The organism is Streptacidiphilus albus JL83 (assembly GCF_000744705.1).
Taxonomy (GTDB): Bacteria; Actinomycetota; Actinomycetes; order Streptomycetales; family Streptomycetaceae; genus Streptacidiphilus; species Streptacidiphilus albus.
This window is the reverse complement of the sequence record NZ_JQML01000001.1, coordinates 3,412,089-3,424,730: the sequence shown is the minus strand read 5'-3', so window position 1 is coordinate 3,424,730 and position 12,642 is coordinate 3,412,089. Positions and strand designations below refer to the sequence as shown.

9 protein-coding genes are annotated in these 12,642 nt (G+C 75.0%); 3 read left to right on the top strand and 6 right to left on the bottom strand.

Annotation, left to right across the window (positions count from 1 at the left end):
* Nucleotides 1–173 precede the first annotated feature (173 nt).
* Entirely contained in the window at nucleotides 174–938 is a 765-nt protein-coding gene (locus BS75_RS14675) for a TIGR03089 family protein (protein ID WP_034088544.1), read from the bottom strand.
* A gap of 332 nt (nucleotides 939–1,270) precedes the next feature.
* Between BS75_RS14675 and BS75_RS14670 the strand changes: the two genes are divergently transcribed.
* Nucleotides 1,271–2,188: a DNA-3-methyladenine glycosylase family protein gene (locus BS75_RS14670; RefSeq protein ID WP_042440781.1), complete on the top strand. Its 918-nt coding sequence runs from the start codon at nucleotides 1,271–1,273 to the stop codon at nucleotides 2,186–2,188.
* Between the two features lie 58 nt (nucleotides 2,189–2,246).
* Here the strand turns inward: BS75_RS14670 and BS75_RS14665 are convergent, their stop codons facing one another.
* From BS75_RS14665 to BS75_RS14645, 5 genes are all read right to left on the bottom strand, one after another.
* Nucleotides 2,247–3,566: a coenzyme F420-0:L-glutamate ligase gene (locus BS75_RS14665; RefSeq protein ID WP_034088543.1), complete on the bottom strand. Its 1,320-nt coding sequence runs from the start codon at nucleotides 3,564–3,566 to the stop codon at nucleotides 2,247–2,249.
* Nucleotides 3,563–4,558 (bottom strand): 2-phospho-L-lactate transferase, encoded by a 996-nt coding sequence (gene cofD / locus BS75_RS14660; RefSeq protein ID WP_034088542.1) that lies wholly within the window; start codon nucleotides 4,556–4,558, stop codon nucleotides 3,563–3,565. Before cofD ends, BS75_RS14665 begins: the two co-directional genes overlap by 4 nt.
* A gap of 109 nt (nucleotides 4,559–4,667) precedes the next feature.
* On the bottom strand, nucleotides 4,668–5,831 hold the full coding sequence (locus BS75_RS14655) for a sensor histidine kinase (protein ID WP_034088541.1): 1,164 nt from the start codon (nucleotides 5,829–5,831) through the stop codon (nucleotides 4,668–4,670).
* Nucleotides 5,828–6,562, bottom strand: a complete 735-nt coding sequence (locus BS75_RS14650) for a response regulator transcription factor (RefSeq protein ID WP_042440779.1) — start codon at nucleotides 6,560–6,562, stop codon at nucleotides 5,828–5,830. The genes BS75_RS14655 and BS75_RS14650 overlap by 4 nt, the downstream gene beginning before the upstream one ends.
* Nucleotides 6,563–6,664: 102 nt before the next feature.
* Nucleotides 6,665–7,198, bottom strand: a complete 534-nt coding sequence (locus tag BS75_RS14645) for a cysteine dioxygenase (RefSeq protein WP_034093059.1) — start codon at nucleotides 7,196–7,198, stop codon at nucleotides 6,665–6,667.
* A 710-nt stretch (nucleotides 7,199–7,908) separates the two neighbouring features.
* Between BS75_RS14645 and BS75_RS14640 the strand changes: the two genes are divergently transcribed.
* Nucleotides 7,909–8,178, top strand: a complete 270-nt coding sequence (locus BS75_RS14640; protein ID WP_034088540.1) for a WhiB family transcriptional regulator — start codon at nucleotides 7,909–7,911, stop codon at nucleotides 8,176–8,178.
* A 447-nt stretch (nucleotides 8,179–8,625) separates the two neighbouring features.
* A complete protein-coding gene (locus tag BS75_RS14635) occupies nucleotides 8,626–12,642 on the top strand; it encodes a glycosyltransferase family 2 protein (RefSeq protein ID WP_052069418.1) in 4,017 nt (1,338 codons plus the stop codon).

Genomic DNA, 12,642 nt, shown 5'->3' with positions numbered 1-12,642 from the left:
GCCGGTCCGCACCTGCTGCTCCGCTCTGTCGACAGCTGCTCTGAGTCGGTCACACTAGCCGGTCGACCTGAAAGCTGCGGATACCGCCCGGAGTTCGCAGCCCGAACGGCAGCGTGCAACCGGGGCGGCGCGCGCCCCGTACGCGCCCCCGCGCCCCGGTCGGCGGCGCCGGGTCAGCCGATCCGGTGGGTGACCCGCTCGGAGGCGATGCGCTGCTCCATGACCTCGGGCTCCAACTGCTCGCTGTTGCGGCACAGCACCACCGAGGCGCCCGCCGCCAGCGGCGCCAGCAGCCCGCCGCCGAGCCCGGCCCAGTCGTCGTAGGACAGGGTGCTGAGCACCCGGTCGCCGGCCGACAGCCCGAGTTCGGCCGCCTGCTCGGCGGCCAGCGCCACCGTCCGCGCGCCGGTCAGCAGCTCGCCGTCGACGATCAGGGCCGGCCGGTCGGCGTCCACCGGGGCGTACGGCACGAAGCGGTCGCCCTGGGCCGGGACCTCGGCCGCGTAGTCCACGAACCCGGCCGGGAGCTCCGGGAACCGGCCGCCCAGCGGACGCAGCGCCAGCGCCACCCGCTCGCCGGGACAGGCCAGTGCGGTGTCCAGCGTGTCCGGGCCGCTCACCACCAGCGCGGCCTCGGCCGGGTCGCCGCCCGGACAGACCGTCAACCCGACGGACCAGCAGGCGAACAGCCAGATGGCGGTCTGCCAGTGCGCGGGCAGCAGCAGCGCCACCCGGTCGTCGGGGGCCGCGGCGAGATCGTCCTGCAACAGGTTGGCGGTCTTCGCCACCCAGTTGTCGAAGGTCTTGACGGAGAGTTCGACTCTCTCGCCGGTGGCATCGTCGTAGTAGGTGACCAGCGGTCGGGCCGGGTCGGACGCGAGGGCGGAGCGCAGCAGATCGGCGGGGGTCGCTGCGCCGCTGAGGGGTGTCTGGCTCATGGTGGGGTCCAGCCTATGCCTTTGGGTCGGACGTGATCGCGCACCTGTACGGCACGGTGCTCGGGCGAGCCTCGAAAGGCCGTGCACCGGGCCGGGCCACCGGCGGATTCCTCGGGTCGGGGATTCCGTAGGGACGTGTGGGACGCGAGCGTACTGTTGCAGGGGTGGACAAGGGAACGGCAGCGGCCGGAGTAAGCGGTGGTGTCGGCCACACGGCGGTGAACCGAACTCCGGTCCCGGCTCCGCTCCCGGTCCAGGCTGCGCTTCCGGTCCAGGCTCCGCCTCCGGCTGCGCTTCCGGTCCCGCCTCCGCCTCCGGCTGCGGTCCCGGTCGTGGCGGCGGTCCGCAGTTGGCGTCCCGGCTGGGCCTTCGACCTGCACGGCACGCTGGGAGTGCTGCGGCGCGGCCCGGGCGACCCGTCCTACCGGGCCACCCCCGACGGGGCGCTGTGGCGGGCCTCGCGCACCCCCGGCGGCCCCGGGACACTGCGGCTGACGGTCAGCCCCGGCGAGGGGCTGGTCGGCGCGCAGGCGTGGGGGCCCGGCGCGGACTGGCTGCTCGACCGCCTCCCGGCGCTGCTCGGCGCGGACGACGACCCCTCCGGCTTCGACCCGGCCGCGCACCCGGTGCTGCGCGACGCCCACCGCCGCCACCCCGGGCTCCGACTGGTCCGGACCGGGTTGGTGCTGGAGTCACTGGTGCCCGCCGTCCTGGAACAGAAGGTCACCGTCGAGGAGGCCCACCGCGCCTGGCGGCGGCTGCTCACCCGGTTCGGCACGCCCGCGCCCGGACCCGCCCCCGAGGGCATGCGGCTCGCGCCCTCGGCCCGGGACTGGGCCATGGTCCCCTCCTGGGCCTGGCACGAGGCGGGGGTGGACGCCAAGCGGGCCGCGACCGTGGTCCGCGCGGTGCGGCTCGCGCCCCGGCTGGAGCGGGCCTCGGCCGCCCCGGCGGACGAGGCCGCGGCGCTGCTCACCACCGTCCCCGGGATCGGCGTCTGGACCGTCGCGGAGACCACCCAGCGCTGCAACGGCGACGCCGACGCCGTGTCGGTCGGCGACTTCCACCTGTCCAACACCGTCGGCTGGGCCCTGGCCGGGCGCGAGCGCACCGACGACGCCGGGATGCTGGAGCTGCTCCGGCCCTTCGCCGGGCACCGGCACCGGGTCTGCCGGCTGATCCGGCTGATCCGGGTGCACGCGCCGCGCCGAGGCCCCCGCTACTCGCCGCACGACTTCCGCCGGATGTGAGCCCGCACCCGGCGGCGGTCGGACAGCGGCGGTTCGGCAGCGGCGGTCCGGCCGGGGTTCAGCGCACCGCGATGAACGTCTCCGCGCCGCGCTCCGGCCGCGGCGGCGGTACGTCGGCCGGGCGGCCGACCGCGACGGCGCCCATCGGGTCCCAGCCGGCCGGGAGGGCCAGCACCTCGCGGACGGTGTCGCGGCAGAACATCGTCGAGGACACCCAGGCCGTGCCCAGCCCCTCGCCGGCCAGGGTGACCAGCAGGTTCTGCACGGCCGCGCCCATCGCCACGACGAACATCTCCCGCTCGGCGGCGGCCCGGGCGGCGTCCGGGTAGTCGTGCGCGCCCTCGGTCACCAGGCAGGGCACCACCAGGTAGGGCGCGTCCCGCAGCACGTCGCCGCGCCGGACCCGGGTCGCGATCCGCTCGGCCGACCAGCCGTCCAGCGCGCTCAGGTCCCGGTTCCAGGCCGCCAGCATGGCGTCCAGCAGCCGGAGCCGGGTGTCCGGGTCCTCCAGCAGGACGAAGCGCCAGGGCGTGGTGTGGTGCGGCGCGGGCGCGGTGACCGCCGCCGCGACGGCCCGGCGCACCGCGCCGCCGTCCACCGGCTCGTCGGTGAACCGGCGCACCGTGCGCCGGCCGGTGACGGCCTCGCGGATCGCCTCCGAGGTGCCCAGCCGGAACATGTCCTCGGCGGCGTTGCGGATCAGCGGCCGGACGCCGGGGCCGTCCTCCTCGGTGACCAGGTGGCCGAGGCCGCGCACCACGGCCACCGGGCGGCCGGTCGCCTTGCCCTTGACCAGGTCGGCGGCGGCGGCCAGCTCGTCGGCGACGGCGGTGACGGTCAGCGCCAGCTCGTTGCCGTGCGAGTCGGTCCGGCCCCGGTGGTCCTCCAGCACGTCCAGGCCGGCCGCGCCGATCGCCACGTCGGTGAGACCGTTCCGCCAGGGGCGGCCGAAGGTGTCGGTGACCAGTACGGCGATCCGGGCACCGGTGAGCTCCCGGAGCCGCTTGCGCAGCCCCCGGGCCGAGGCGTCCGGGTCCTCGGGCAGCAGCAGCACGGTTCCCGAGGGGGTGTTGGAGGCGTCCACCCCGGCGGCGGCCATCACCAGGCCCTGCCGGTTCTCGACGATCCGGGTCCGGCCGCGCCGGGCGACCACCCGGACGGTCTCGGCGTCGATCGCCGCCTCCCGGTCGTCGGCCAGGACGATCCGGCCCTCGGCCTTGCTCACGATCTTCGAGGTGACCAGCAGGATGTCGCCGTCCCGCAGCCCCTCCGCGACCGGCAGGCCGTCGACCGAGCCGGCCAGCAGCAGCTCGGCCAGGTCGTCGCCGGCGGCCACCTCGGGGATGCCCTCGACGCCCAGCGCCCGGAAGGTGCTCATGCGCGCCGCACCTCCTCGGCCAGGGCCAGCGCAGCGCGCGCCATCTCGGCGCTGGTGTCGACGTCGGTCATCCACAGCGGGACCGCCCGGCAGACGATCCCGGCGGACTCCACCCCGGCCACGGCGGCCGCGTCGGAGGTGTCGACCAGCCAGCCGTCCAGCAGCCCGGTGCCGGCCGTGCCGTCCGGGCCGGCCGCCCGGCCGCCGTAGTGGAGGGCGACGCCGGCGGCGGAGGTCTCCACCCCGACGGCGGCCAGCACCTTGTCGGCCATGCCGCGCACCGGCGCGCCGCCGATGATCGGCGACAGCCCGACCACCGGGGCCGCGGCCTTCGCCACGGCGGCCCGGATGCCCGGGACCGCCAGGATCGTGCCCACGCTCACCACCGGGTTGGACGGCGGAAGGATGATCACATCGGCGGCGGCGATGGCCTCCAGCACGCCCGGGGCCGGGGCCGCCGACTCCGCGCCGACCGGGATGATCGCCTCGGCCGGGACGGTCGCGTGCAGCTTCACCCAGAACTCCTGGAAGTGCACCGCCTTCTTCTCGCCGTCCTGGTTGATCAGCACATGGGTCTCGACCCGGTCGTCCGACATCGGCAGCAGCCGCACCCCCGGCTGCCAGCGGTCGCACAGCGCCTCGGTGACGGCGCTCAACGGGTAGCCCGCGCCCAGCATCTGGGTCCGCACGATATGGGTGGCGAAGTCCCGGTCGCCCAGGCCGAACCACTCGGGGCCGACGCCGTAGGCCTTCAGTTCCTCCTTGACCGCGAAGGACTCGTCCGAGCGGCCCCAGCCCTGCTCCTCGTGGATGCCGCCGCCCAGGGTGTACATGACGGTGTCCAGGTCCGGACAGACCTTCAGTCCGAACAGGTGGATGTCGTCCCCGGTGTTGCCGATGACGGTGATGTCGGCCTCAGGACCGACTGCTTGCTTGAGGCCGCGCAGGAAGCGCGCGCCGCCGATTCCTCCGGCCAGTACCACGATGCGCATGCCGTCCATCCTCGCAGGTGTGTCCGACGGTCCCGGGCCGCCCCCTGGCCGAGTGCCGCCGAGCCGCCGCCGATCCGTTGACGGATCGTCGGCCGACGGCGCCGGGTGCTCAGACCCGGGGCGCGGCGGCGGCCGGGAGCGCGATCTCGAAGCAGCAGCCGCCGTGCACATTGCGGACCGTCGCGCGCCCCTCGTGCGCCTCCACGATCCCGCGCACGATCGCCAGCCCGAGCCCCGCACCGGTGTCGCCGTGGTGCTGCACCGCCCCGGAGGGGGTGGCCGCGCTGCGCGGCGTCCGGGCGGAGCCGCCGCGCCACCCGGTCTCGAACACCCGGGGCAGGTCCTGCTCGTCGATGCCGCCGCAGCCGTCCGTCACCGAGACCACCACCTCCGTCCGCTCCCGCCGGGCGGCGACGGCGACCGTGCCGTCCATCGGGGTCGAGCGGATGGCGTTGATCAGCAGGTTGCCGAGCACCCGGGTGATCTCCCGGCTGTCCACCTCGACCGGCGCGGGCGCGACCTGGTCGCCGACCAGGTGCACCCCGCGCTCCCGGGCCAGCGGATAGGCGCCCGCGATGGCGTCGCCGACCAGGTCGTAGACGGACACCCGGGAGAGGGTGAGGGTGAGCGCCCCGGCCTGGATCCGGGAGAGCTCGAACAGGTCGTCGACCATGCCGGTGAGCCGGTCCACCTCGGTGCGGATCCGCGCGTGGTAGCGCGCCGGGTCGTCCGCGACCCCGTCCTCCAGCGCCTCCGCCATCGCCCGCAGCCCGGCCAGCGGGGTCCGCAGGTCGTGCGAGATCCAGGCGATCAGCTCGCGCCGGGAGGTCTCCAGCGCGCGCTCGCGCTGCCGGGACTCGGCCAGCCTGGCGCTGGTCGCCGACAGCTCGGCGCTCAGCTCGGACAGCTCCGAGCTGAGCGGTTCGGACGGCGCGGTGAAACCGGAGTCGCTGCCCACGGTGCGGGCCGCCCGGGTCAGCGCCCGGCTGCCGGCCACCACCTGGCGGCTCAGCAGCGCGGCGACGATCAGCGACACCACGCAGCCCATCGTCAGTACGATGCTGACCACGGCGTAGTCGTGCCGGTAGAGCAGCATCGCCTGGGCGACGGCGATGGTGCTGCCGCTCAGCGAGAGCGCGGTCACGAAGGCGACGGTGAACAGCGACAGCGCCAGCGACCGGCGCCGCAGCAGCACCACGGCCGGCCAGCCGAGCAGCCCGGCCACCCCGGCCCCGGCGGCCGCGTAGCCGGCTATCACCAGGTAGTCGTTCATCCGTCCACCGCCTCCTGCGGGCCCGCTCCGGTGCCGTCCGCGCTGGGGTCGAAGCGGTAGCCGACGCCCCAGACGGTGGTGATCAGCCGCGGCGCCGCCGGGTCGTCCTCGATCTTCTCGCGCAGCCTGCGGACATGGACGGTGACGGTGGACAGGTCGCCGAAGTCCCAGCCCCAGACCCGGTGCATCAGCTCCTCCCGGCCGAAGGCCGTGCCGGGGTGCTGGAGCAGGAACGCCAGCAGGTCGAACTCGCGCAGGGTCAGCGCCAGTTCGCGTCCGCCGCGCTGGGCCCGGCGGGCCGCGGGGTCGAGCACGAGGTCCCCGGCCGCCAGCGGCCCGGGGGCGGTCCCCGGCTCCGGGCTCGCGCTGCGGCGCAGCACCGACTGGATCCGGAGCATCAGCTCGCGCGGCGAGAAGGGCTTGGTGACGTAGTCGTCGGCGCCGAGCTCCAGCCCCAGGATCCGGTCGTGCTCGTCGCCCTTGGCGGTGAGCATCACCACCGGCAGCGCGCGGGTGGCCCGGTCGGCGCGCAGCCTGCGGCACACCTCCAGGCCGTCGATCTCGGGCAGCATCAGGTCCAGCACCACCAGGTCGGGCCGGGCCGCGGCGACCCGTTCCAGCGCGGCACGGCCGTCCGCGGCGCGCTCGACGGTGTATCCGGCACGGAGCAGGTAGCCGGCGACGACTTCGGCGACGGTGGGGTCGTCGTCGACGACAAGGATGCGGGTCACCCTACGAGAGTAGGAGCCGGAGCGGCCCGGGCGTCGGGATCGGCGCCTCCCGTACGACTTCCGTAAGGTGCGACGGCTCCGCAGAGGGCGGTGGCGGACGCCTCAGTGCTGCGGGAGCGCGGGGGACAGCGCGGCCGCCGGGCCCGGCGCGGCCTGGGCGTTCGCCCAGTGCGAGCCGTACGGGGTCATCTCGGTGAGCCCGGGGAAGTAGACATGGAGGCTCACCGCCGGCTCCAGCGAGTCGTTGACCACCTCGTGCAGGTAGCCGGGGGCGAACATCCGCTGCGCCCCGGCCCCGAGCTGCCGGACGCTCCGGCCGGCCCCGGTCAGCGAACGCTCGGTCAGTTCGCCGCGCAGCACGGTCAGCACCCCGGAGGAGCGCCCGTGGTCGTGGCCGCCGCTGCCCTGGCCGGGCAGCCAGCTGAGCAGCCACACCTCGTACCCCGGGCCGGTCTCCAGCTGGGCGTACCAGCGGGTGAGCGCGTCGTAGCGGACCAGTCGCTCCCAGCTCGCCCGGTCCTCCGCGACCCGGCGGGCGAGCGCGGCGAAGTCGCCGACGGTGGTCGGCCGGGTGAGCGGGGCCGGGGCCAGATGCGGCCAGGCGAGCGGGTCGCCGGCGATGCTGACGTCGCTCAGCCCGTCGTGGGCGGAGGCGGGCGCGGCGAGGGGGGTGCCGGGGGCGAGGTCGGAGCGAGACACGTTTCGACGGTCCTTGATGGTTGCCGTGAGCAGGGGGAGTGCGAAGCGACTTCCCGGGCGGCCCTGGCCCCCGCGGAGCGGGCGGCGGGCGGGGAGCAGCCGGAGGGCCTGGACTCAGGCCCTAGCTACAGCGGCAACAACAGAGCGCGCCGGAGACACGGCGGAACTCGCCGTGGAGGCTCCGAGTGACTGCGCGCTGCTCTGACATAGGTGCCAGCACAACCCGAGAGGCTGCCCGCTGTCAACTCCGAACCGGGGGACAGTCGGCGAAATCACTCGATCAGGGGACATGTCCCAGCATTGGTTTGGCTCTGAAGATCGCCGGGAACGAGCCGGGCAGCAGTGGGTGGCCGGGTCGGGCGAACCGGGGCGTTTCGGAACCGGGTGCACCCCGGTTCCCGTCCTCCCTGACGGGGAGGGACCGGGACCGGTGCGGTCACAGGTGCCTGAGGTGCAGCATTCCTGTTTGTCCGGATATGCACACTTATCGTGGCTGCTTGGTTCCAGGGAGTGAATCCCGGGCCCAATACCAGAGCACGGCTTGACTGGGCCAGAGCGGCCCACTTGTAATTTCACTCGTGTCGTTTCGTCACTTTGGATAACGGCCGCCACGGGGACGCACGCTAAGAGGGGTAGGAAACGCGCTGATGAGCGAGCTCTTTGAGTTGATGATCGCCGACGACGACACCGGCGAGGAAGAGCTCGGCTGGCAGGAGCGAGCCCTCTGCGCCCAGACCGACCCCGAATCCTTCTTCCCGGAGAAGGGCGGTTCCACACGTGAGGCGAAGAAGGTCTGCCTCGCCTGCGAGGTCCGTTCCGAATGCCTCGAATACGCGCTCGCCAATGACGAGCGTTTCGGAATCTGGGGCGGACTCTCCGAGCGCGAGCGCCGGCGGCTCAAGAAGGCCGTCGTCTGACGGCTCGGGTCGACCCCGCTGCGGCCGGGGTCGGCCCTCGCCGCGTCCGGGGCCAGCTCCTTGCCGCCCGCAACATCCGTCCCACTCACACCATCCGCACCGCCTGCATCACCTGCACCAGCCGCGGCCCGCTCCGTCCGGCGCCCGCAGGACCCCGCCGCCCCGCCGCCTCCGACCTGCTCCGACGCCGTCGGCAGCGGCTCGGCGCAGCGCCGGAACGCCCGGCTCCGGGCACGCCGCCACGGCGTCGCAACCGGCCTCACCGGCCACTTCCTTGACGCAGGATTTCAGCACCGGCTCCCGACCCCCCGGGCAACACCCGTTAGTGTGGGGCGCTAAACCCGAGCCCGAACCAAGACGGCGCCCGGGATCCGCGCGCCACCCGGCCGGAGGCCGTTCCCTGGCGCGCACACCCTGCCACCCAGCGAACCGGGGCCAGCCACCGCGATGACTGCCACAGCCACTCCCTACGGTCAGCCGGCGTCAGGACGCCCACCCGCGTACCCCCGACACCTGGTCACCGCCGTCCTGGTCGCCCACGACGGGGCGCGCTGGCTGCCGCAGGCGCTGCGCGGCCTGCTCGGCCAGGACCGTCCGGCGCAGCGGATCCTCGCCGCCGACACCGGTTCCGGGGACGCCACCCCGCAGCTGCTCGCCGACGCCCTCGGCCCGGACGCGGTCCGCCAGTACGGACGCCGTACCGGCTTCGGCACCGCCGTCAACGAGACCGTGCGCGGCACCGGCCCGCTCGACCCGGCCGACCTCCCCTACACGATCACCGGCGGCGGCTACGACCCGGTCGGCAACGGCGGCGGCGACCAGTTCGGCGACCCGCTCGGCCACCACGACGAACTCGCCGCCGACCAGCTGCTGGCCGGCGTCTCGACCGAACCGGTCGAGTGGCTCTGGCTGCTCCACGACGACTGCGAGCCCGCGCCGGACGCCCTGCGCAAGCTGCTCCAGGTCGCCGAGACCACCCCCACCGCCGCCGTCATCGGCCCCAAGCTCCGCAGCTGGTACGACAAGCGGCAGCTGCTGGAGGTCGGCGTCAGCATCGCCCGCAGCGGGCGCCGCTGGACCGGCCTCGACCGCCGCGAGCAGGACCAGGGCCAGCGCGACCAGGTCCGCCCGGTGCTCTCGGTCTCCACGGCCGGCATGCTGATCCGCCGCGACGTCTTCGAACAGCTCGGCGGATTCGACAAGGCCCTGCCGCTGATGCGCGACGACGTCGACCTGTGCTGGCGCGTCGCCGCCGCCGGGCACCGCACCGTCGTCGCCCCGGACGCGGTCCTCCGGCACGCCGAGGCCGCCAGCCGCGAGCGCCGCCCGATCGACTGCGCCCGCCCCGGCCACCCGCACCGGATCGACAAGGCCGGCGCGGTCTTCACGCTGCTCGCCAACTCCCGCGGCCTGCTCCTGCCCTACCTGCTGCTGCGGATCACCCTCAGCACCGTGCTCCGCTCCCTCGGCTACCTGCTCGGCAAGACCCCGGGCCAGGCGGTGGACGAACTCGCCGGGCTGGCCCACGTGCTGCTGCGCTTCGGCGGCCTGGTCGCCGCCCGCGCCCGGCGCAGCCGGACCAGGAGCCACGACGCCCTCGACGAGTCCGGCCTGTTCCCGGCCCCCGGCGCCACCACCCGCGCCGCCGTCGAGAACCTGATCGCCGAGTTCGGCGGCCGGACCGGCAACGAGGCCATGTCCAGCCGCCACGGTTCGGTCGAGTCCGGACCCGTCGACGACGACGCCGAGTTCCTGGAGATCGAGCAGTTCGCCCGGCTCAAGCGGATCGCCCGCAAGCCGGCCCCGGTGCTCTTCGCCGGACTGCTGCTGATCACCCTCGTCGCCTGCCGCAACCTGCTCGGCCTGGGCGAGCTCTACGGCGGCGCGCTGCTGCCCACCCCCGGCGGAGCCAGTGACCTCTGGCAGCAGTTCGCGGCGAGCTGGCAGGCCAACGGCGTCGGCAGCTCCGGCGGCGCACCCCCCTACCTCGGCATCCTGGCCGGTCTTTCCACGCTGTTGCTCGGCAAGCCCGGCCTCGCGGTCGCGCTGCTGCTGATCCTCGCCGTGCCGCTGGCCGGCGTGTCCGCCTACCTGGTCTCCCGGCCGCTGATCGCCTCCCGGCTGGTCCGGGCCTGGGCCAGCGCCGGCTACGCCCTGCTGCCCGCCGCCACCGGCGCGCTCGCCCAGGGCCGGATCGGCACCCTGGTCCTCGCCGTGCTGCTGCCGCCGCTCGCCCGCGCCGCGGCCATCGCGGTGGGCCTCGGCATCCGCCGCGAGACCGCCGCCAAGGGCGGGCGCCCCGGCTGGCGCAGCGCCTGGGTCGCCGCCCTGCTGCTGACCTTCACCACCGCCTTCGTGCCGCTGGCCTGGGTGCTCGGACTGCTGCTGGCCGTCGGCGCGCTGCTGGCCGGCTTCCTCCGCGGCGGCGCCTTCGGACGCGGCGTCGGGGCCCTGATCGGCCTCGGGCTGCGCTGCCTGGCCATCGTCGGCACCCCGCTGCTGGTGCTCGCCCCCTGGTCGCTCGGCCTGGTCACCCACCCCGGCCGACTGCTGCTGGAGGCCGGGATCCCCGGCGCGGTCGGCCCGACCGCGACGCCGTTGGGCCTGCTGCTGCTCAACCCGGGCGGCAGCGGCGCCGTCCCCGGCATCCTGGTGGTCGGCATCGTGCTGGCCGCGCTCGCGGCCCTGCTGCGCGCCGACCGCCGCCGTGCCGTCGTCGCGGCCTGGGGCGCGGCCTCGGTCGGCCTGCTGGTGACCGTCCTGACCGGCACCGCCAAGGTCGTGCCGGGCCCCGGCCAGCAGGCCGTGTCCGCCTGGGCCGGGCCCGCGACGCTGTTGGTCGGCATCGCACTGCTCTCCGCCGCCGCCATCGGCGCCGACGGCGCCCGGGACCGGGTGGCCGGCATCGACTTCGGCTGGCGGCAGCCGGTCGCGGCGCTGCTGCTGGTGGTCGCCGCGGTCGCGCCGGTCGCCGCCGCCGGCTGGTGGATGGTGCGCGGGGCGGACGGCCCGTTGGAAAGCGGCAGCGGACAGCTGGTCCCCGCCTTCATCGCCCAGCAGGCCGGCAGCGTCGACCAGATCCGGACCCTGGTCCTGCAGACCGGATCCGACGGCGGGGTCGTCTCGTACTCGCTGGTGCGCGGCGCCGGACCGACCATCGGCAGCGCCGAGTCCATGGACGCCACCCAGCCCCCCGGCAACCTCGGCGCCCTCGTCGGCAACCTGGTCGCCGGGGCGGGCGGCGACCCGGCCGATCAACTCGACGGCTACGCCGTCCAGTACGTGCAGATCCTCGCGCCGGTGAGCGCCCAGGTCGCGGCGACCCTCGACGCGACGCCGGGGCTCACCCGGCTCAACCAGCAGACCGGCAGCAGCATCTGGCGGCTCACCGACAACGTCTCCCGGGCCGTGATCCAGTCGTCGAGCGCCGCCGACGTGGACGTCAAGGCCGGAGCGGTCGGCATCGACACCACCATTCCGGCCGGTCCGGCCGGACGCGTCCTGCGCCTGGCCGACTCGGCCGACTCCGGCTGGCAGGCCACCCTGGCCGGCACAGCGCTCACCCCGACCACGGTCGACGGCTGGGCCCAGGGCTTCACCCTGCCGGCCTCGGGCGGCAAGCTGGTGGTGACCTACCACGAGAGCACCCTGCACCAGGGCTGGATCATCGGCCAGGGCGTGCTGGCGCTGGCCCTGCTGGTGCTGGCGCTGCCCGGCCGACGCGACCGCAACGACGACGACCAGCCGGACGACGCGGAGAGCACGGTCCCGAGCGGGGGCGCGGGCGCCGAGACGGAGCCAGGGGCCGATGCCCCGGCGGCCGGCTCGCGCCGGGCCCGGCGGCTGGCGAGCGAGGGCGCCGAGGGCACCGAGGAGGAGGCCGCCGCCCCGACGGCTCCCGCACCCGAACCGGTGACGGAGCCCGCCGAACCGGCGCCGGCCTTCGTCCCGCCCCAGCAGACCTGGGAGCAGGGCTACGAGCAGCCCGCGGCGCAGCCCTACGGCTGGGACCAGTACGGGACCGCGCCCCAGGGCTACCAGCAGCCCGGCTACGAGCAGCAGGGCTACGAGTACGAGCAGCAGCAGCCGGGCTACGAGCCGCAGCCACAGCCGGGTTACGAGCAGCAGCCGGGTTACGAGCAGCAGCAGTCCGGCTACGAGCAGCAGCCCGGCTACCAGCAGCCGTACTACCCGGAGCAGGCCTACCGGGCCGAGCCCGGGTACCAGGTCGACCCCGCCTACCCGGCGGAGCCCCGCTACGGCCCTGAGCAGGGCGGCTACCAGGCCGAGCAGGGGTACGCCCCGCCCGGCTACGAATGGACCGGCGGCGCCCCCGTCCCGGGACAGGCCGTTCCCGAGCACGACACGGGGGCGTACGGCACGCTCCGGGCGGACGACCCGTGGCTCCAGTCCAATGACGCGCAGGGCACCAACGGTGCCCACCACGACGGAACCGGGAGCTGA